Annotated in this window: 16 protein-coding genes; 10 read left to right on the forward strand and 6 right to left on the reverse strand. The window is 53.7% G+C overall.

What is annotated here, in order from left to right:
- Positions 1 to 26: 26 nt before the first annotated feature.
- The 6 genes from I6E40_RS00785 to I6E40_RS00810 form a co-directional block, all read right to left on the reverse strand.
- Positions 27 to 4,175: a sialidase family protein gene (locus I6E40_RS00785; RefSeq protein ID WP_235384945.1), complete on the reverse strand. Its 4,149-nt coding sequence runs from the start codon at positions 4,173 to 4,175 to the stop codon at positions 27 to 29.
- Between the two features lie 376 nt (positions 4,176 to 4,551).
- On the reverse strand, positions 4,552 to 5,325 hold the full coding sequence (locus I6E40_RS00790; protein ID WP_235385045.1) for a prephenate dehydrogenase/arogenate dehydrogenase family protein: 774 nt from the start codon (positions 5,323 to 5,325) through the stop codon (positions 4,552 to 4,554).
- A 92-nt stretch (positions 5,326 to 5,417) separates the two neighbouring features.
- On the reverse strand, positions 5,418 to 6,488 hold the full coding sequence (locus tag I6E40_RS00795) for a bifunctional 3-deoxy-7-phosphoheptulonate synthase/chorismate mutase type II (protein ID WP_235384946.1): 1,071 nt from the start codon (positions 6,486 to 6,488) through the stop codon (positions 5,418 to 5,420).
- Between the two features lie 69 nt (positions 6,489 to 6,557).
- Positions 6,558 to 7,733, reverse strand: coding sequence for a pyridoxal phosphate-dependent aminotransferase (locus tag I6E40_RS00800; RefSeq protein WP_235384947.1), 1,176 nt, complete (start codon positions 7,731 to 7,733; stop codon positions 6,558 to 6,560).
- Positions 7,720 to 8,553 carry a prephenate dehydratase gene (locus tag I6E40_RS00805; RefSeq protein ID WP_235384948.1) on the reverse strand — a complete coding sequence of 278 codons (834 nt, stop codon included), beginning with the start codon at positions 8,551 to 8,553 and terminating at the stop codon, positions 7,720 to 7,722. Before I6E40_RS00805 ends, I6E40_RS00800 begins: the two co-directional genes overlap by 14 nt.
- 165 nt (positions 8,554 to 8,718) lie before the next feature.
- Positions 8,719 to 8,934 carry a hypothetical protein gene (locus I6E40_RS00810; RefSeq protein WP_235384949.1) on the reverse strand — a complete coding sequence of 72 codons (216 nt, stop codon included), beginning with the start codon at positions 8,932 to 8,934 and terminating at the stop codon, positions 8,719 to 8,721.
- A gap of 456 nt (positions 8,935 to 9,390) precedes the next feature.
- Here I6E40_RS00810 and I6E40_RS00815 point away from each other — a divergent pair, with 456 nt between their 5' ends.
- The 10 genes from I6E40_RS00815 (at position 9,391) to I6E40_RS00860 (ending at position 19,729) form a co-directional block, all read left to right on the forward strand.
- Positions 9,391 to 9,741: an NADH-quinone oxidoreductase subunit A gene (locus I6E40_RS00815; RefSeq protein ID WP_235384950.1), complete on the forward strand. Its 351-nt coding sequence runs from the start codon at positions 9,391 to 9,393 to the stop codon at positions 9,739 to 9,741.
- A complete protein-coding gene (locus I6E40_RS00820) occupies positions 9,738 to 10,367 on the forward strand; it encodes an NADH-quinone oxidoreductase subunit B (protein WP_262910813.1) in 630 nt (209 codons plus the stop codon). Before I6E40_RS00815 ends, I6E40_RS00820 begins: the two co-directional genes overlap by 4 nt.
- On the forward strand, positions 10,364 to 12,091 hold the full coding sequence (locus I6E40_RS00825) for an NADH-quinone oxidoreductase subunit D (RefSeq protein ID WP_262910814.1): 1,728 nt from the start codon (positions 10,364 to 10,366) through the stop codon (positions 12,089 to 12,091). Before I6E40_RS00820 ends, I6E40_RS00825 begins: the two co-directional genes overlap by 4 nt.
- An 87-nt stretch (positions 12,092 to 12,178) precedes the next feature.
- Complete coding sequence (gene nuoH / locus I6E40_RS00830) at positions 12,179 to 13,264, forward strand: NADH-quinone oxidoreductase subunit NuoH (protein ID WP_235384951.1); 1,086 nt, start codon at positions 12,179 to 12,181, stop codon at positions 13,262 to 13,264.
- Positions 13,265 to 13,387: 123 nt separating this feature from the next.
- Positions 13,388 to 13,855 carry a 4Fe-4S binding protein gene (locus tag I6E40_RS00835; RefSeq protein WP_235384952.1) on the forward strand — a complete coding sequence of 156 codons (468 nt, stop codon included), beginning with the start codon at positions 13,388 to 13,390 and terminating at the stop codon, positions 13,853 to 13,855.
- Positions 13,856 to 13,950: 95 nt separating this feature from the next.
- Positions 13,951 to 14,472 (forward strand): NADH-quinone oxidoreductase subunit J, encoded by a 522-nt coding sequence (locus I6E40_RS00840; protein WP_235384953.1) that lies wholly within the window; start codon positions 13,951 to 13,953, stop codon positions 14,470 to 14,472.
- Between the two features lie 24 nt (positions 14,473 to 14,496).
- Entirely contained in the window at positions 14,497 to 14,805 is a 309-nt protein-coding gene (gene nuoK, locus I6E40_RS00845; protein ID WP_235384954.1) for an NADH-quinone oxidoreductase subunit NuoK, read from the forward strand.
- A 24-nt stretch (positions 14,806 to 14,829) separates the two neighbouring features.
- On the forward strand, positions 14,830 to 16,734 hold the full coding sequence (gene nuoL, locus I6E40_RS00850) for an NADH-quinone oxidoreductase subunit L (protein ID WP_235384955.1): 1,905 nt from the start codon (positions 14,830 to 14,832) through the stop codon (positions 16,732 to 16,734).
- A gap of 34 nt (positions 16,735 to 16,768) precedes the next feature.
- Positions 16,769 to 18,271 carry a NuoM family protein gene (locus I6E40_RS00855; protein WP_235384956.1) on the forward strand — a complete coding sequence of 501 codons (1,503 nt, stop codon included), beginning with the start codon at positions 16,769 to 16,771 and terminating at the stop codon, positions 18,269 to 18,271.
- 6 nt (positions 18,272 to 18,277) lie between these two features.
- On the forward strand, positions 18,278 to 19,729 hold the full coding sequence (locus I6E40_RS00860) for an NADH-quinone oxidoreductase subunit N (protein ID WP_235384957.1): 1,452 nt from the start codon (positions 18,278 to 18,280) through the stop codon (positions 19,727 to 19,729).
- Positions 19,730 to 20,038: the final 309 nt, after the last annotated feature.

A 20,038-nucleotide genomic window follows, 5' to 3' on the forward strand; every position in this document is an offset into this window, starting at 1 on the left:
TGAAGTACGTAATTTTCTTGCGTCTCTCAGCGTGCGATGAATTTTTGTCCGTTGCTGATGTAGAGTCCGCCTTTGCGCAATTTGTTGATGCGTCGTCCGGTGAGGTCAAAGACGGGTGCGTTGATTTCGTTGCTTTCGTCCGTCACGATTTGGTCGATGTCCGTGGTGGTGTCGTCTCCAAATCGGAGTGCCACGCCTCGTTCAGCGGAGAGTGTGAGGGCAGCGGGGAGATAGGCTCGGTTCATGCGGAGCGAGGTTCCCGGTCGTCCTTTGTAGAAGGCGAGACCTGCCGTTCCTTTTGCGAGGATGTAGTCACCTTCCACGAGTTCGTGGGCGGCGCCGGCGGTGTGGGCGAAGAGGTTCACGTCGGTGAGTTCAGCCTCTTCCTCGCCTGCTGCGGGCAGCATGAGACCGGTGTTGAAGCCATTGGGACCGATGAGAATCACACCCTGGTTGGCGGGGATGGCGGGGGTGGTGATGCGCTTCATCTTCGCTCCGTTGTCTGTGTTGAGGGCATAGTAGGCGCTCACGTTCTCGGGGATGACGGTGGGGAAGGGAGCGGAGAAGGTGCAGATGGTGCGTCCCGTCTCTATACCTTTAATATAGGTGTCGTCTGCCGTGATTTCAGAGAGCGCCACGTTGTTGGGATAGGCGGCTTCTTCGATAAGAAAAGCAGAAGAATATGAATTGCTTCCGGAAGTCTTAAAGAATGGAGCATTTGAGTTGTCGTAGGCAGCATGATTGAGAATGAGATAACCCTTTTCATAAGAAGTGGTTCGACGTGCGGCAATGGTCATGTATCCAAAGTAGTCGGCTTGTTCGCCGTAAGTCACGTTTCCTCCTTTCACCATTTTCTCAATCGTGATGTTACTCCAGTCAGTGTAACTTCCACTTGCTTCATCATAACTGTTTACATAGCCCTTGTTGTTGTTAATGCCACCACTGCTTCCTATCCAACTTAGGTATTTCCCTTCATTGCAAACAAAGATGTATTTGCCATTGTCCAATTTGCGGCATACGAAGACCGTCGGTATGTTGCTCGCGTTGCAAGTCATTCCGTTTGCGTCGTATGTCATGGGTTGTTTCACACCGTCAAGAGTGACATGGGTAAATGTGTAAGCCTTTCCGTCTTCCGGCAGCTGAATGTCGGTCTTTGTGGCTTTATAGGTGGTGACTGCTGTGTTCAGCGTGGAAAGCACCTCGTCAATGGCTGCGCTGCTGCTCTGAGCGGCGGTGATGGCTTCTTGCAGAGTGGCGCGTGCGGCGTTGTCGGTGGTGGGATAGCCCACTCCTCTTATTGCAAGAACTTCTTCTGCTTGGTTGACGGCAACTCTTTTGCGATTTGCATCGGTGTATAAATCGTAGGCGCCGCCGGTGATTTCTTCGATGGTGAGCGGGCAGTAGATGATGCAATAGCCGTTGGGGGCTTCTTCAAAGAGGAAGCCGATGCGGTTGTCCTTCTGGAGCGTCATGGTGGAGTAGGCAGAGCCTCGGAAGCTGACCTGTTTGCCGAGTGTCCAGCCGGTGGCGAAGGTCTCGGGAGTATAGGTTACAGAGGGGTCGATTTCCTTATACCAGATGGCGACGTTGTTGCGTCCGTTGCCGAGAGGAACCGAATGAAGCATGATGGTCTTCTTCACGCCGGTGGTGTTGTCCATCACGTTGTCCAGCATGTAGATTTCACCGTTCGTTCCGCTGTCAGAGTTTCTGAAACCGCCGGTCACATCGTTACTGCTGACCACCGTGCCCCAGGTGCCGGTGGTGTAGGCGTCATCGCCGGTGGTGGAGTCGAAGGTGAAGAGGTTGAAGTAGCGACCGCTTCCTTTGCGGCTGCTCAGCACGACGGTGCCGTTGGGCAGTTCTTCGCATTTCGGCTCGTCGCCGCTGCGGGCGGGACGGTCATCCACGGTGCCGAGGATGTGCCAGTTTTCTCCAAAGTCGTCGGAATAGACCACGCGGTTACCCTGGTTCCTGGTCCAGAGGGCGGCGTAGAGGCGATAGTATTGGTCTTTTTTCACCACGCGACTTTGCATGATGCGACCTGAGCCGATGAAGAGCGACTGCACGGTGACGGTTCTTGTGGTGGTGATCTCACCTGTTTCTTCGTTGGTGGTGGAGGTCTCTTTCACGAAGGGAGCATAGAACTTCTCGGTGACTTCCTCGGGCGTGGACCAACTCCAAGTTCCAGATGCCTCGTTGTAGGTTCCTTTCATCCTTGCCACTCGGTTCGGGTTGCTGGTGCTCGGGTCTAACGTGTAGTTGCCATTGTGGCAAACCGTTTTTCCTGCCACGGAGAAGACAACCACCTCGTTGCGTTCGCGGTCTGCCACGATGGCTGCGTCACCAAAGGCATAGGCAAAGTCGTTGGTTTTGTCACCGTCGGTGAGGCGGGCTTCGTCGCCGTCACCGTTGGCAATGAATTCTTCTGTGCCCCAGGTTGCGCCGTTGTCTTTGGAGACGCGCACCTTGATATCTACTTCTCCATAGCCGATGTCACCTCCGCAGGGGCGGTTGTCGGCAACAGCCATCACGTCGCCGTTGAGTGCAGTGGCGATGGCGGGAATGCGATAGGGTTTGCCGTTGACGTCGGGTGAGGTGAAGATGATGCGATCTTCGTTGGTGCTGTAGTTGAAGGTGAGTATGGGGTTGGAGTCAGGAGTGAGGTTGGTGAGCGAGGAGGGTTCTCCGTTGAGGAGCGTCTCGCTGTTGAAGCCGCGGTAGGTGAAGGAAGAGGCTGTGAAGGTTTTGTCTTTATAGAGATAGATTTGTTGAGTTTCCACGCTGCCTGTCGGGTTCTCTGCGATTTGTCGGATGGGATAGGAGAGGGTTGTTCCGTTTGTGCTGATGGTGATGTCTGCAACGGGATTGTTCTCAAAGGAAGTGCCCACGACGTTGACGGTCAGCGTGACGGGGTGCTCCGTGTCAACCACGGGGAAGACCCAGCGGCAGCCTTCGTCACTGCTGCGATAGAACTTCAAGTCGTTGGTGATGGCACCGTGCGGGTTGAGACCTTGTCCTGGTGTTCCGACCGCTTCAATGGAGTAGCCGGGGTTGGAGGCGGCAGAGGTGTAGTCTGCCAGTGTCCAGGACTGCGCCCTACTGGCTTCATCGGCATTGGCAAGATTGACCGCTTCATTTTCGGCGGGTGAACCGTCGTGGGTGATGACTGGGTTGCCTTCGGTGTGACTGTAGATTTTGAAGTTTTTGTAGTTTCCGACGAAACACCACACGTGGTCAAGGCTTGAGACGTCAATCGTTTTGGTGGCTATTTGTCCGGCGGTGTTGCCCGGCAGTGTGAAGCCGTAGCCCTGTTTGCGCACATTGGCGACGCGCACCCATTTTTCTCCGAGCGTGGAGGAGAAGACATCTGGCATGAAGCGCACTTCGTAGGTGGCGTTCTCCGTGCCGTCATAGGTGTCGGGGAGCGTTACTTCTTTACCACTTGTGTTGAAAACTCCCTCATATTTCAAGGTGGCAGCACTGAGTGCGGCGTCATCTTTTGTCAGAGTGAGCGTGTTGTCGGTGATTTCCGTGGTGGGCAGAGTGAGGAAGGTGCAGGGCAGGGGCTTGGTCTCTCCGTTCCAGGTGATGGTGGCACCGGCGTTGGCATTTCCGGAGATGGTCAAGAGTTTGCCGCTTTCAACATCTACGAAGACATAGTTGGCAGAGAATGCGTTGTTGTCGTCTTTGGTGTAGTTCGCATTATCGGCTTGGTCAAAACTACCATCATTTTTCATGACGAGGTATTTTGCTGCAGCATCACAATAGATGTGGGTGGCAACGCCGGTAGGAACTCCGTCTGTGATGGTGAGGTTGTAGGCGCTGTTGCTGAAGCCTTTAAATCCAAAGTACTTTTTGCTGCTGACGTTTTTGAGTTGATACTTTCCCCCAGCCGTCACCGTGCAGGTGAAAGTGTAGAGCGAAATGTCTTTGGTTATGCCGTTGGTGACGGCGAGCGAACCGCCGTTGTTGTAGAAGAACTGTTGCGTGTCGTTGTCGCAATAGATGTAGTAGGTTTTGCCGTTCTCGGGGAGGTTGGTGGCGGTACCGGTTTCCTCGGTGGTCGCACTAAGCCCCGGGGCAGACGCTGTTCCGGCAGCCGTCATGGAGGCAGCCGTCACACTTGCCAAAAAGCAGAGAAGTCCTTTGGCAAGCAGGGAGAATGTGTGTTTCATGGATGTGTATTGTGTTGAGTTATAATGATTCAGTAGTTGTTTTCCGCAGCAAAAGTAGCCTTTTCTTTCGTTTTTATAAAGAAAAAACTATTTTTTTGTGTTTTAACTTTCGATTTCCTTGATTCAGCGGAGGAAATTGGGGAAGGTTTTTTGATGCTCAATCTCGGCTTTTAAAAAACGGAAAAGTCGGCTTTTCTTAGGCGGAAAAGTCGGCGTTTGTTTGTGCGGAAGAAACCGGCGTTTTTTCGCGACCAACCCTACACAGACAACGCCGTTTTGAGGGCTTTGCTGTGTAGGGTTGGTGTGGGAAGCGGTGATCTGTGAATCAGGCAGAGTGGATTTCAGAGCACCCAAAGTCACATTTCGTGCATTCGCCTCAGCGGATGTTTTTGCGGATGCGCTGCAGATAGTCGTTGAGGGCAGGTTCGTCCTTGCGGTCAATGATGTCAAGCAGTGTGCCGAGTTCTTCGCGTATCTTTTCGACCTGTCCGCCCGTGCGGGGATTGAAAAGGATTTCGCGCAGGAGGCAATCATCCTCACCCAAGACGCCGCGTGCAATTTTCATGTGGCGTTTGAAGGTTGTGCCCGGCGCATCCTGATGTTTCATCACTGCGGCGAACACAAAGGTGCTGACGAAGGGAATGCTGAGCGAATAAGCCACCGTGCTGTCATGCTCGTCGAAAGTATATTCACAGATGTGCAGGTCAAGGCGACTGTAGAGGTCACGGAAGAAGATGCGTCCCATGTAGTCTCCTTCGCTGATGATGATGGCGTTTTCGTTGCTCAGTGCCCCGAGGTTGGCGAAGGTGGGACCGAACATCGGGTGTGTGGAGACGTAACGCCGTCCGCACTGTTCGTAGAACTCTTTGAATCCGGTTTTGACGGAGGAGATGTCGCTGAGGATGCAGTCTGCGGGGAGATGAGGCATGACTTCGCGGAAGACGTCGAGCGTGTATTTCAACGAAACGGCGTTGATGACGAGTTCGGGTTTGAAATCGTCAATTTCCTCCAAGGTGGTGAAACGTTGGGTGTTATACATGAACCGAAGTCGTTTCGGGTCAATGTCATAGACAGCCGTCTCGTGGTCAAAACTCAAGAGGTCCACGAAGAACGAGCCCATTTTTCCGGCTCCGAGAATGAGGATGCGCATGGTTTTGAGGCTTTGCAAGATTTTTGAGGAATCTGCTCCGGCGTGCATGGGGAACAGGTTTCTGTTGAATCGCGTGGTTGGTTTTAGGGGAATCAGTCTTTGTTCATGACGTCCATCTGCTGACGTACGCTCTCTTCGTGGATGTTCTCAAAGACCGCTTTGATGAAGTCGGCATCCATTCCGCAGAGCACACCCTGTGCACCGCGCTTGTCGAGAATCTCGGTGTAGCGCATGGTTTGAACCACAGTCATGTCGTGTTCCTTCTTGTACTGTCCGATTTCGCGACTGATTCTCATTCGTTTGGCGAGCAGTTCGATGAGCGAGTTGTCAATCTCGTCAATCTGCTGGCGGAGGGTGTCGAGGCTCTCGGTAGATTCCGTGATGTTGCGGATGACGAGTTTGTCAAGGATGAAGTCCAGCACGTCGGGCGTCACTTGCTGTTTGGCATCGCTCCATGCAGCGTCGGGGTTGCAGTGGCTTTCAATGATGAGGCCGTCAAAGCCAAGGTCCATGGCTTGCTGGCAGAGCGGAGCCACCAGTTCGCGTGCTCCGCCGATGTGGCTCGGGTCGCAGATGATGGGGAGGTTCGGACAGCGGCGACGGAGTTCGATGGGGATGTGCCACATGGGCAGGTTGCGGTAGATTTTCTTTTCGTAGGTGGAGAAGCCGCGGTGAATCACGCCGAGGCGGGTGATGCCGGCTTGGTTGATGCGCTGCAGTCCGCCAATCCAGAGTTCAAGGTCGGGGTTCACGGGGTTCTTGACAAGGACGGGGACGTCGACGCCCTTGAGCGAGTCTGCGATTTCCTGCATGGCGAAGGGGTTAGCCACGGTGCGCGCACCAATCCAAAGCACGTCGATGCCTGCTTTGAGTGCTGCTTCCACATGAGCGTGGGTGGCGACTTCGGTGCAGACCTTCATGTGGAGTTCCTTTTGCACGCGCTGCATCCAGGCGATACCTTCTTCTCCGATGCCTTCAAAACCACCGGGTTTCGTGCGCGGTTTCCAAATGCCGGCGCGGAAAAGCTTCACGCCTTTTTTTGCCAAGCCGTTGGCGGTGTTCATCACTTGTTCTTCAGTTTCCGCAGAGCAGGGACCTGCGATGACCACGGGGCGCACTTCCTGTTCGCCGGTCAGATTCAGAGGGGTGAGATTGAGTTCCAAAGTATTATTCGTTTTTGTGGTTATTTGTTTCTGTTAATTCCTTTATATATGCGTGAGGTGTAATTTGTGTCAGATGCCGCTTTCCTTGATTCGGTTCAGTGCTTCGGCGAGTTTCTCTTCGTTGGCACAGAGGGAGATGCGGAGATAGCGTTCACCGTTTGAGCCGAAGATGAAACCCGGGGTGATGAAGACGCGAGCTTCGTGGAGCACGCGCTCCGTCAGTTCCTCGGCGTGGGTGTAGCGTTCGGGGATTCTTCCCCAAAGGAACATGCCGACTTGATCGGGATTCCACTTGCACTGCAGGGCATCCATGATTTGTCCCGCGAGGTCGCGGCGGCGCGCATAGGTTTGCACGTTGAACTCTTCGTGCCATTCATCAGAGTTGGCATAGGCGCGGGCGGCGGCGAGTTGAAGCGGACGGAATGTGCCGGAGTCGATGTTGCTCTTCACTTTGAGAATCCAACTGACGAAAGTGGCGTTGGTGGCAAGCAGACCGACGCGCCAGCCGGGCATGTTGTGGCTCTTGCTCATGGAGTTGAACTCGATGCAACAGTCTTTGGCACCGGGGATTTGCAGGATGCTCAGATGTTCTTTCCCGAGGATGAAACTGTAGGGGTTGTCGTTCACAACCACGATGCCGTGGCGGCGGGCGAAATCCACCAGTTTTTCGTAGGTCTCTCGGCGCGCGGGGGCTCCGGTCGGCATGTTGGGATAGTTGCTCCAGAGGAGTTTCACCCCTTCAAGGTTCATGTTCTCCAATTCCTCAAAGTCCGGCTGCCAGTTGTTCTCGGGTCGGAGATTATAGTTCACCACCTCGCAGCCGAGGAGGCGGGAGAGAGAGGTGTAGGTCGGATAGCCGGGATTCGGTACGAGCACCTTTTCGCCGGGATTGACGAAGGCGAGGGTGGTGTGGAGGATGCCCTCTTTGGAACCGATGAGCGGTTGGATTTCAGTTTGGGCGTCCAGTGAGACGTTGAACCAGCGGTGGTAGAAATCCGCCATTGCCTGCTTGAGCGGAAGGATGCCCGCCGTGGGCTGATAGCCGTGTGCGTCCGCTTTGCGTGCTTCGTTGCAGAGCGTTTCGATGGTTTCGGGCGAGGGTGGGAGGTCCGGGCTGCCGATGGCGAGCGAGATGATGTTCTTTCCCTCGGCGTTCAATCGAGCCACCTCTTTCCCCTTGCGGGAGAAATAGTATTCGTTTACGGTTGCCAAGCGTTTTGCCGGCTGTATGTCATTTGCCTTCATATTCTCCAAGAATTTTTAGTTCGCGCAGCAAGGGTCTCACGGCATCAATGCTTTGTCGATAGCGCATGTAGTCATCATATTTCACGTCCACGTAGAAAAGATATTCCCACTCTCTTCCGATGATGGGGAGCGACTGGATTTTCGTGAGGTTGATTTTGTAGAAAGTGAAGATGCTCAGCACCTGCGAGAGAGAGCCCTCCTCGTGTGGCAGGGCGAAGACCATGCTGCTCTTGTCGGAACGGTGCACGTCTCTGAGTTTGTCTGCTGCCCAGGGGTCGGAAAGGACGAGGAAGCGGGTGAAGTTGTGCTTGTTGTCTTCGATGCCCCGTTCGAGAATCTTCATGCCGTAGAGTGGGGCGGCATCGGCGTGGCAGATGGCAGCGTGTCCTTTCAGTTGTTTGCGGCTGATGGTCTCGGCAGCTCCCGCCGTGTCAGAAACTTCGACGACCTTCATCTTCGGATGTTTTTCCAAGAAACCGCGACATTGCGCCAGTGCCACGGGATGCGAGTTCACCTCGGTGATGGTGTCCCAGTCATCTTCGGGCAGACACATGAGGCTGTGCTCGATGTGGAGTTTGTGCTCGCCGACGATGGTCATGCCGCTGTCGCGCAAGAGTTCGTAGTTGTGGAGCAGGCTCCCCGCGATGGTGTTTTCGATGGCCATCAGTCCAAGGCGAGAATAGTCCTCACGCATCTGCCGGAAGAGTTCCTCGAAGGTGTCGCAGCAAACGAGCTGGATGTCTTCCTCGCTGTTGAAATATTGGTGGGCAGCGATGTCGTGGAACGAGCCTCTGATGCCCTGTATGGCGATTTCTTTCATAGTCGGTTTTTGTGGAACGAACCTGCTCCTATATACCTTATTATATATACGTGTGCGAGAGTGTTTGCTTGTTTGGAAGCGTTTTTGCTTTCGGAGAAAGGTTTCGGTTCTCGATATTACTAAAAATCCCGCCTCTTTTTCAGAAGCGGGACTCAGATGTTTCATTCAAATCGTTGTGGTCTGACACACAGCATCCCGCTCTGCTTTTTTGGCAAAGTAAAAATAAAAGCCGTAAAAGTAAAAAGATGCTTGAAATGCCATAAAGACCGTTTTCTTTTGATTTTTCGCAGCAAATGTAAGGCATTCTTTTCTTCTGACAAACATTTTGTCATCTTTTTTTGCGAGTTTTTTGCGTTTACGACCTAAATCCAACGGATTCATCGTTTCTTCGGCATGCCTTGGCGGAGATTTTCAACCCTTCCGCACGTCGTAATGTGGATGAAGGCGGCTGTAAGAAGTACGCACCCCTTCAATGAAAGAGTCGTGCCTAAAATGCCTTCGCTACACAAAAAAATGAAAAAATGTTTTCCCCACCCGTCTGCAAACATTAACTTTGCATCGCTTAAAGAAGAACAAACGTGAAAAAGGGCGTTCTGACAGATGTCGAAAAGACATCGTTCGTTAGAGACATTTGCAACATGGCAGCAGATAAAAGAATCTGTCTGCATTTTCCGGCATGACGCTGTACTTGAGGAATATGAGCTTCCCCAAGTACAGCGTTTTTTGCTTTTGTTCTCGCGGAAAATTGCGTCCGTTTTCCCTTTCGTTTTGAGCGTTTGAAGCAAGCAAACTTCAAAAACATAATAATATTAATTATCACATAAACATTTAAGAGCTATGAACTTTACCTTATTTGTCACTGCATTGCTGACAGGGTTGGCGTTCGTGGGCGTAGTTACAGTTTTGGCCAAACTGATTTCTCCGCGCAGCTTTAACGCCCAGAAGGAAGAAGCTTACGAATGCGGTGTGCCGACACGTGGACGCAGCTGGATGCAGTTCCGTGTGGGCTACTACCTCTTCGCCATCCTCTTCCTGATGTTCGATGTGGAAACCATGTTTCTCTTCCCCTGGGCAGTGGTGATGCGTTCCATGGGCGCAGCAGGACTGCTCGCCGTGCTCTTCTTCCTGTTCATCTTAGTTCTGGGCTTGGCCTATGCCTGGAGGAAAGGAGCATTGAAATGGCAATGAAAAGAGCAAAAATCAAGTCTATCCCCTACGAGGATTTCAAAGACAACGAGACCTACGAGAAGCTCGTCGCCGAACTCAATGCCGGCGGCGCAAACGTCGTGGTTCGCAAATTGGATGACCTCATCGACTGGGGACGTTCCAACTCGCTTTGGCCATTGACTTTTGCTACCAGTTGCTGTGGCATCGAGTTCATGGCAGTCTGTGCAGCACGCTATGACATCGCCCGCTTCGGCTTCGAGGTGACCCGAAACAGTCCCCGCCAAGCCGACGTCATTCTCGTTTGCGGCACCATCACCACCAAGATGGCTCCCGTTTTGCGTCGTCTCTACGATCAGATGGCTGACCCGAAATACGTCGTTGCCATCGGCGGCTGCTCCATCTCCGGAGGACCGTTCAACAAGTCCTATCACGTGCTCAACGGCGTGGACAAAATCATCCCCGTGGACGTCTATGTCCCCGGCTGTCCGCCAAGACCGGAGTCCTTCCTCTACGGCATGATGCAACTGCAACGCATCGTCAAAGTCGAAAACTTCTTCGGCACGACGAACCGCAAAGAAAAAGACCCCTACGTGGTGGATGCTGAATTGAAAGAAGAAGAAATCTTTAACGAGGAGGAACAGGCATGAGCGACGAAATCAAAAATCTGAACAACGAAACAGCGGCACAGACCGCTCCGAAAGCCACAGACGCCACAGCCGCTCCGGCAAAACCTGCCGCAGCGCCTGCCGCAGCCGCCAAGCCTGCCGCTCGTCCCGCAGCACCTGCCGCTCCGGCGAAGCCTGCGGTGAACGAGTTGAAACCCCGTCGCGTGGAAGCAGACAAGTTGCATGAAGAAATGAAACGTCTTCACGACGAAGGCATGGACTTCCTGCTGAACCTCGTTGGCGTGGACAGAGAAGACGACGGTTTGGCTGTGGTCTATCAGGTGGAAAACACCGCCACCGGCAAGTCCGACTGCGTGGAATGCGTCGTGACCGACCGCGAAAATCCGCAAATCCCCTCTGTCACAGACCTCTGGGATATTGCCCACACCTACGAACGCGAGGCTTATGACTTCTATGGCATCGTCTTCACCAACCATCCCGACATGCGCCGCCTCTTCATGCGTGAAGATTGGGTCGGCTTCCCCTTCCGCAAGGATGACAAAACGGAAGAGAACAACCCGCTTCGCATGACCAACGAACCGTTGGCAGACGTCACAACGGAATATCACCTGAACGAAGACGGCACCGTGACCCCCGTGGAACACACCATCTTCGACAAGGATGACTATGTCGTGAACATCGGTCCGCAGCACCCCTCCACCCACGGCGTGCTCCACTTCCGCGTGGCACTCGAGGGTGAGAGAATCCGCAAGATTGACCCCGTGCTGGGCTACATTCACCGCGGCGTGGAGAAAATCAGCGAAAGCATGACCTATCCGCAGACTCTGGCGCTGACCGACCGCTTGGACTATCTCGGCGCCATGCAAAACCGCCACGCGCTCTGCATGTGCATCGAACAAGCCATGGGCGTTGAGGTGAGTGACCGCGTACAGGTGATTCGTACGATTATGGACGAACTGCAACGTATTGACTCCCACATCCTCTTCTTCTCCTGCCTCTGCCAGGACATGGGCGCCACCACCGCCTTCCTCTACGGTTTCCGCGACAGAGAGAAGCTTCTCGATATCTTCGAGGAGACTTGCGGCGGACGTCTGATTCTGAACTACAATACCATCGGTGGCGTCATGGCTGACCTGCACCCGAACTTCGTGAAGCGCGTGAAGGAGTTCATCCCTTATATGCGCAAGAACATTCAGGAATATCACGACATCTTCACCGGCAACGTCATCTTCCAGAATCGTGCCAAGGGCGTGGGTGTTTTGACGAAAGAACAAGCCATCTCCTTCGGTTGCACCGGTGGCACGGGACGTGCTTCTGGCTGGCACAACGACTTGCGCAAACTCCATCCCTATGCTGCCTACGACCGCGTGAAGTTCAACGAGGTGGTTCGCACCGAGGGCGACAGTTTTGCACGCTACATGATTCGTCTCGACGAGATTCTTGAGAGTCTCAGCATCATCGAGCAACTCATCGACAACATCCCCGAAGGCAACTACCGCGAGAAGATGAAACCCATCATCAAGCTCCCCGCCGGAAAGTTCTACAGCGAAGTGGAAGGCAGCCGCGGACGCTTTGGAGTTTACATCGAAAGCAAGGGCGACAAGAGCCCCTACCGTCTGCACTATCGCTCCACCGGTCTTCCCCTGGTGGCTGTCATGGACACGGCTTGCCGCAACCACATGATTGCCGACCTCATCACCATCGGCGGAACAGTGGACTATGTGGTGCCCGACGTGGACCGTTAAACTCATTCCGACGAGGTGTGGCTTTGACGCGCTCCGCCGCCGACAAGTCGTCCTCGCTCACTCTTTTAACACATAAAGCAAAACATCATGTTTAACTTCTCAACCATATCAACTTGGTTGCACGGTTTCCTCACCAACACCTGCGGCTTTGCGGAATGGGGCGCCATCCTCACCGAAAGCATTCTCGTGGCGTTGGTCATCATCACACTCTATGCCGTGTTTGCCATCGCACTCATCTACATGGAACGCAAGGTGTGTGCATTCTTCCAATGCCGCCTCGGTCCGATGCGTGTTGGAAAGTGGGGCTTGCTCCAAGTCTTCAGTGACGTGTTCAAGATGCTCACCAAGGAAATCATCACGATGCGTCAGACGGACCTTTTCCTCCACAATTTGGCTCCGTTCCTTGTGGTGACCGCCTCCATGGTGACCTTCGCCTGTCTGCCTTGGAACCAGGGCGCCCACATCATCGATTTCAACATCGGTGTGTTCTTCTTCCTGGCTGTTTCCTCCATCGGCGTGGTGGGCATCCTGCTTGCCGGCTGGAGTAGCAACAACAAGTATTCTCTCATCGGTGCCATGCGAAGCGGCGCACAAATCATCAGCTACGAACTCTCCATCGGACTGACCATGCTCGCCATGATTTGCCTCACGGGCACCATGTCCTTCAGTGAAATCTGCACCGACCAGTATGTCAACGGTTGGAACATCGTGCGCGGACACATTCCCGCCGTGATTGCCTTCCTCATCTATCTCGTGGCAGGCAATGCGGAATGTAACCGTGGTCCCTTCGACCTTCCGGAATCTGAAAGCGAATTGACCGCAGGCTATCACACCGAGTATTCCGGTATGCACTTCGGCTACTACTACCTCGCCGAGTATCTGAACCTGTTCATCTGCGCCGGCATGGCTTCGACCATGTTCCTCGGCGGGTGGGCACCGTTGCAAATCACGGGTCTTGACGGTTTCAACCACGTCATGGACTTCATCCCCGGTGCAGTTTGGTTCGTGGGCAAGACCTTCTTCGTGGTCTTCCTGCTGATGTGGCTTCGCTGGACCTTCCCCCGCTTGCGAATCGACCAGATTCTGAGCCTGGAGTGGAAATATCTCGTGCCCTTCACAATGGTGAACCTCGTGCTCATGGCTGTTTGCGTGGCAATGGGCTGGACCTTATAATATATTATATGTGTAGGAGACGGCTCGTCGGCTGACGCACATTCGTACCGGCAGACTCCGCACTCCCTCCGGACAGTTTCAGGGAAAAAACTTGGAAAAGTCCGACAAACCCAACAAAAACACATGGAAGAAAAAAGTTATATCGGCGGAATTGCCTCGGCACTGAAAAGTTTGGGCACCGGTCTCAAAACCACCATGCGCGAATTTTTCACGCCGAAAATCACCGAGCAATATCCTGAGAACCGTGCCACCAACACCATGTTCGAACGCTTCAGAGGCAGTCTCAGCATGCCCCACAACGAAGCCAACGAGCACAAGTGCATCGGTTGCGGCCTCTGCCAGATGGCATGTCCCAACGGTTCCATCAAGGTGACAAGCGAATTTTATGAAACCGAAGACGGCAAGAAAAAGAAGCGTCTCGTCAAGTATGAGTATGACCTCGGCTCTTGCATGTTCTGCCAACTCTGCACCCAAGCCTGTCCCCACGGTGCCATCGCCTTCAACCAAAGTTATGAGAACGCAGTCTTTGACCGTTCCAAGTTGGTTCAGGTGCTCAACCGTGAAGGCTCCAAGGTGGAAGAGAAAAAGTGACACTTTGATTTGAGAGGCGTTCCCTCCACCGCAGAACCGGAACTCCTCCGCAGAAAAAGCCCTTGAAAGGGCACAACCCACAACAAATTCATTCAATGGACTCACAAAACATCATGTTCGTCATTTTGGCAGTGCTGATTGTCTTGTCGTCGTTGGCGACGGTCATGACCAAGAGCATCGTTCGTGCTGCCACCTATCTGCTCTTCGTGCTTCTCGGCACGGCGGGGCTGTATTTCTTGATGGGCTTCACCTTCTTGGGAGCAGTGCAGGTCATGGTGTATGCCGGCGGCATCATCGTGCTCTACGTGTTCTCCATCCTGCTGACTGAAGGAGCCAAGGACGAAACGTTCAAGCGCAAAGCGAAGGACGCTTCGTGGGGTCTCCTGCTCAGCCTTGTTGGTTTCGGAGCCTTCATCACCATCGTTCTCACCCAGAAGTTCAAGGCCCAGGTGCTCACCGCTCCCGTGGAATCCACCAATGCCGTGACCTCCATTCGCTCTATCGGCGACCACATGCTCTCCACCGGAGAAGGAGGCTATCTTCTGCCCTTCGAAGCAGTCAGCATCCTCCTGCTCGCCTGCATCGTCGGTGCTTTGATCATCGCACGCAAACGTTAAACCCCTCAAAACCACAAACAAACTATGATTCATCTGGAATATATGCTCATCATTTCAGCAGTCATGATGTTCGCAGGGGTTTTTGGTTTCCTGACCCGCAAAAGCACCCTCGCCATCCTGCTCTCCGTCGAGCTCATGCTGAACGCAACCGACCTCAACTTCGCAGTGTTCAACCGAATGCTCTATCCTGACGGCTACGAAGGCTACTTCTTCGCGCTCTTCAGCATCGCCATCTCCGCGGCAGAAAGCGCCATCGCCATCGCCATCATGATAAACATCTACAGAATGCTCAAGAACATTCAGGTCGATGAACTTGAAAAAATGAAGTGGTAAAACAGTAAAACACTACGAATGACTATGGAATCAACAATTCTCATCCTCTTGCTGCCATTCTTCTCCTTCCTCCTCCTCGGAGTGTTCGGAAAATGGTTCAGCCACAAAGCGGCAGGTCTTGTCGGCACTGCTGTGCTGGCGGTAGTGGCACTGCTGTCTTACCAAACTGCCTACGATTATTTCTTCCTGACCGAACGCACCGCAGAAGGCGCGCTCCCGACGCTCATCCCCTACAACGTCACCTGGCTCCCCTTCTTCGTGAACGGACTCAGTTTTGACATGGGCATCCTTCTTGACCCCATCTCCGTCATGATGCTCATCGTCATCTCCACCGTCTCGCTGATGGTTCACATCTACTCTTTCGGCTACATGCACGGCGAAAGAGGCTTCCAGCGCTACTATGCCTTCCTCAGCCTCTTCACCATGTCCATGCTCGGACTCGTCGTGGCGACCAACATCTTCCAAATGTATATGTTCTGGGAGTTGGTGGGTGTGTCTTCTTATCTCTTGATTGGTTTCTACTACCAGTCGCCTGCTGCCATCGCAGCCTCCAAGAAGGCATTCATCGTCACCCGCTTCGCCGACCTCTTCTTCCTCATCGGTATCCTCATCTACGGCTACTACTGCAAGTCGTTCGGCTTTGACTTCAGCCAGGAAGGCTTTGCTGCAGGTGCTGCCATGCTGCCCCTCAGCCTCTTCCTCATGTTCATCGGTGGTGCCGGAAAGAGTGCCATGTTCCCGTTGCACATCTGGTTGCCCGATGCCATGGAAGGTCCGACGCCCGTGTCCGCCCTCATCCATGCTGCCACCATGGTGGTTGCCGGTGTGTTCCAAATCGCGCGTCTCTTCCCGCTTTGGATTGAATATGCTCCCGACACGCTCCACATCGTGGCTTGGATTGGCGCCTTCACTGCCTTCTATGCTGCAGCCGTGGCTTGCTGCCAAAGCGACATCAAGCGTGTGCTGGCGTTCTCGACCATTTCTCAGATTGCCTTCATGATGGTTTCTCTCGGCGTTTGCTATGAGTACACCACCGGTCACGAACACGTGGGTTCTCTCGGTTTCATGGCTTCCATGTTCCACCTCTTCACCCACGCCATGTTCAAAGCCTTGCTCTTCCTCGGCGCCGGCTGCATCATCCACGCTGTTCACAGCAACGAAATGTCAGCCATGGGCGGTTTGAGAAAGTATATGCCCATCACGCACATCACCTTCCTCATCGCCTGCCTCGCCATCAGCGGCATTCCTCCTTTCTCCGGCTTCTTCTCGAAAGATGAAATCCTGACCGCAGCCTTTGCCTACATGCCCGCCATGGGTTGGATTATGACTGCCATTGCTGCCATGACGGCGTTCTACATGTTCCGCCTCTACTTCGGCATCTTCTGGGGAACGGAGAACAAGGAACTCCATGCCGAACACACTCCCCACGAGGCTCCGCTGACCATGACTTTCCCGCTCATGTTCCTCGCCGTCGTGACCTGTTTCGCAGGTTTCATTCCTTTCGGCCACTTCGTCAGTGCCGACAACATGGTCTATGACATCCACCTCGACTGGAACGTGGCTGGCACGAGCATCATCATCGCCGTCGCCTCCATCTTCCTCGCGACCTACATGTACATCGGCGAACGTCAGCCCAAAGCCGACGCTTTGGCGGAGAAGTTCCAAAAACTTCACCGCTGGGCATACAAGCGCTTCTATCTCGACGAGGTCTATCAGTTTGTCACCCACAGAATCATCTTTGCCCACATCAGCAAGCCCATTGCGAAGTTTGACCGCCGCATCGTGGATGGCTTCTTCAACTTCCTGGCGTGGGGCACCAACGGTCTGAGCACCGCCATCCGCGGATTCCAAAGCGGCTCCGTGCAGAAGTACGCCTTCGTCTTCCTGCTTGGCACTCTCGCTCTGCTCGCCATCATGATTTTCGCATAAAATTGATTGGTTAATCCCAAAACATACATCCAACATGAATTTCCTTTCATTATTCGTACTCATCCCCCTTGTCATGCTGCTCGGTCTTTGGCTGGCACGTGACATCAAGGGAGTGCGCGCCGTCATGGTGACCGGAAGCAGTGCCCTGCTCGTCTTGGCAGCCTATCTCACCATCACCTTCCTCGGCGACCGCGCAGCAGGACAAACCGGAGAGTTCCTCTACACAGCCTCCTTCTCCTGGTTTGAACCGCTCCACATCAAATACTCTGTCGGAGTCGATGGCATCAGCGTCGCCATGTTGCTGCTCTCTGCCGTCATCGTCTTCACCGGCACCTTCGCCTCCTGGCAACTCAAACCGCTCACCAAAGAATATTTCCTCTGGTTCACCCTCCTGAGCCTCGGCGTCTTCGGCTTCTTCATCAGCGTGGACATGTTCGCTATGTTCATGTTCTATGAAATCGCCCTCATCCCGATGTATCTCCTCATCGGCGTTTGGGGAAGCGGAAAGAAAGAATATGCCGCCATGAAACTGACCCTCATGCTCATGGGCGGTTCTGCCTTCCTCATGTGCGGAATCTTCGGCATCTTCTACGGAGCCGGAGGACAGACCATGAACCTCTATGAAATCGCCAACCAACTCGGAGGAGCACACGCCATCCCCGTGGCGCAGCAGTACATCTGGTTCCCGCTGACCTTCATCGGCTTCGGTGTCCTCGGTGCACTCTTCCCCTTCCACACTTGGAGCCCCGACGGTCACGCTTCCGCCCCGACTGCAGTGTCCATGCTCCACGCCGGCGTGCTCATGAAACTCGGAGGCTACGGCTGCTTCCGCATCGCCATGTACCTCATGCCCGAAGCCGCAAACGAACTGTCGTGGATTTTCCTCATCCTCACCGGCATCTCCGTGGTCTATGGTGCTTTCTCCGCCTGCGTTCAGACAGACCTTAAATACATCAACGCCTACAGTTCCGTGTCCCACTGCGGCCTCGTGCTCTTCGCCATCTTGATGATTAATCAGACCGCCTGCACAGGTGCGGTGCTTCAGATGTTGAGCCACGGCTTGATGACTGCCCTCTTCTTTGCTTTGATTGGTATGATTTACGGTCGCACCCACACTCGCGACATCCGCGAACTGAACGGTCTGATGCGCATCATGCCCTTCCTCTCCGTGGGCTACATCATCGCCGGTCTTGCGAACCTCGGTCTCCCCGGCTTCTCCGGTTTCATTGCTGAAATGACCATCTTCGTCGGTTCCTTCCAAAACGCAGACACCTTCCACCGTGTGCTCACCATCGCAGCCTGCTGCTCCATCGTCATCACCGCTGTCTATATCCTTCGCGTCGTCGGCAAGATTCTCTATGGCACTTGCACCAACGAGCATCACCTCAAACTGACCGACGCCACTTGGGACGAACGCTTCGCCGTCATCTGCCTCATTCTCTGCGTGGCAGCACTCGGCATGGCACCGCTCTGGGTGAGCGACATGATTAACGACGGCGTTCTGCCTATTGTCAACCACATTCACGCAGCTTTATAATATAATATGGACTACTCACAATTTCTTCTCATGCACGAAGAGCTCTCGCTGCTGGCAGTCATCCTCATCCTGTTTGTGGCAGACCTCTTTCTATGTCCCGACAAGAAAAGCGGAAAGGGCATCTACAACACCTGCCTCCCCGTCGTCCTTCTCGGCATTCACACCGCGCTCAACCTGCTGCCCTGCTCCTGTGCCAACGCCACTGAAGCATTCGGCGGGATGTATCAATACACGCCCATGATGACTATCGTGAAGAGCGTCCTCAGCATCGGAACTCTCATTGTCTTCCTCATGGCGCACAAATGGCTCTCACGCCCGGAAAACCTCGTGAAGCAAGGCGAGTTCTACCTCCTTTCGCTTTTCACACTCCTCGGAATGTATTTCATGATTGGGTCCGGTCACTTCCTCATGTTCTTCATCGGACTGGAACTGGCATCCGTCCCCATGACTGCCCTCATCGCCTTCGACAAAACGAAACACGAAAGCGCAGAAGCCGGAGCGAAGTTCATTCTCCTCGCACTCTTCAGCAGTGCCCTCCTGCTCTATGGCATCTCCCTCATCTACGGTGCCACAGGCTCGCTCTACTTCGATGAGATTAGCGTGCTCCTCGACGGCTCTGCCTTCTCCATCTTCGGACTCGTGCTCTTCATCACAGGCATGGGCTTCAAGATTTCCCTCGTCCCCTTCCACCTTTGGACGGCAGACACCTACGAAGGCGCACCGACCTCCGTCACCGCCTTCCTCAGTGTGATTTCAAAGGGCGCAGCAGCCTTCGTGCTCCTCACCGTCTTCATCAAAGCGTTCTGTGCAAGTGACCTCATGTACAGTTGGAACACCGGACTCTATTGGATTATCGTTGCCTCCATCACCGTTGCCAACCTCTTCGCCATCCGCCAGAACAACTTGAAACGCTTCATGGCGTTCTCTGCCATCTCTCAGGCGGGCTATCTCGTCCTTGCCCTCATGGACGGCACGGCACAGGGCATGACCGCTCTTGTCTTCTATCTCTTGGTCTATATGGTCAGCAACCTCGGTGCTTTCGCCGTTATGACCTCCGTGGAAGAAAACAGCGGAAAGATTCTCATCAGCGACTACGACGGACTCTACGCCACCAACCCGAAACTCGCCTTCCTCATGACGCTTTGCCTCTTCTCTCTCGCAGGCATCCCGCCCTTCGCAGGATTCTTCTCGAAGTTCTTCGTCTTCATGGCAGCATTCAAGGCGGGCTATCCGCTCCTCGTCTTCATCGCCTTGGCAAACACCGTCATCTCGCTCTACTACTATCTGCTCATCGTCAAGGCAATGTACATCAAACAACCTGCAGGAGAAGCCATTCCGACTTTCCGTTCTGACAACTACACCCGACTCGCACTCGCGCTCTGCATCCTCGGCGTGATTGTCCTCGGTCTCGGCGGCGTCTTCTACAACTACATTGACCTCTTCAGCTACGGTGTCTAACTTTTAGCACCGCATCCTTTTTCAAGAAGTCCGGAAATCTCTCAGGTTTCCGGACTTCGATTTTCTCCGCTCACCTTTAATGAGGCTGCGACGCGCCGCGCGTTTTCAACTTAGAACACCATAGGGGTGTTCTATAAATTATGGGATAAGGAACGTTCAAAAGAAAGTGCTTACGTTTTGGTCGCTTTTCGTTTCTTAGTGCGCCCTTTTGTAAGTTTCGTCAGTCACATAGCCCGCTATGCTCCTTCCTCAACTGACAAAAGTTCATCTCTAAGAAATCAAAAATCAACTCAACCTAATTTTTAGAAC

The sequence above is a fragment of the Prevotellamassilia timonensis genome (assembly GCF_021531665.1).
Lineage (GTDB): Bacteria > Bacteroidota > Bacteroidia > Bacteroidales > Bacteroidaceae > Alloprevotella.

Excerpts from the sequence above, each read along its gene's own strand:
- I6E40_RS00785 (WP_235384945.1), bottom strand. The coding sequence starts at position 4,175 with ATGAAACACACATTCTCCCTGCTTGCCAAAGGACTTCTCTGCTTTTTG.
- I6E40_RS00790 (WP_235385045.1), bottom strand. The coding sequence starts at position 5,325 with ATGCGCATCCTCATTCTCGGAGCCGGAAAAATGGGCTCGTTCTTCGTG.
- I6E40_RS00800 (WP_235384947.1), bottom strand. The coding sequence starts at position 7,733 with ATGAAGGCAAATGACATACAGCCGGCAAAACGCTTGGCAACCGTAAAC.
- I6E40_RS00805 (WP_235384948.1), bottom strand. The coding sequence starts at position 8,553 with ATGAAAGAAATCGCCATACAGGGCATCAGAGGCTCGTTCCACGACATC.
- I6E40_RS00810 (WP_235384949.1), bottom strand. The coding sequence starts at position 8,934 with ATGAATCCGTTGGATTTAGGTCGTAAACGCAAAAAACTCGCAAAAAAA.
- I6E40_RS00815 (WP_235384950.1), top strand. The coding sequence starts at position 9,391 with ATGAACTTTACCTTATTTGTCACTGCATTGCTGACAGGGTTGGCGTTC.
- I6E40_RS00820 (WP_262910813.1), top strand. The coding sequence starts at position 9,738 with ATGAAAAGAGCAAAAATCAAGTCTATCCCCTACGAGGATTTCAAAGAC.
- I6E40_RS00825 (WP_262910814.1), top strand. The coding sequence starts at position 10,364 with ATGAGCGACGAAATCAAAAATCTGAACAACGAAACAGCGGCACAGACC.
- nuoH (WP_235384951.1), top strand. The coding sequence starts at position 12,179 with ATGTTTAACTTCTCAACCATATCAACTTGGTTGCACGGTTTCCTCACC.
- I6E40_RS00835 (WP_235384952.1), top strand. The coding sequence starts at position 13,388 with ATGGAAGAAAAAAGTTATATCGGCGGAATTGCCTCGGCACTGAAAAGT.
- I6E40_RS00840 (WP_235384953.1), top strand. The coding sequence starts at position 13,951 with ATGGACTCACAAAACATCATGTTCGTCATTTTGGCAGTGCTGATTGTC.
- nuoK (WP_235384954.1), top strand. The coding sequence starts at position 14,497 with ATGATTCATCTGGAATATATGCTCATCATTTCAGCAGTCATGATGTTC.
- nuoL (WP_235384955.1), top strand. The coding sequence starts at position 14,830 with ATGGAATCAACAATTCTCATCCTCTTGCTGCCATTCTTCTCCTTCCTC.
- I6E40_RS00855 (WP_235384956.1), top strand. The coding sequence starts at position 16,769 with ATGAATTTCCTTTCATTATTCGTACTCATCCCCCTTGTCATGCTGCTC.
- I6E40_RS00860 (WP_235384957.1), top strand. The coding sequence starts at position 18,278 with ATGGACTACTCACAATTTCTTCTCATGCACGAAGAGCTCTCGCTGCTG.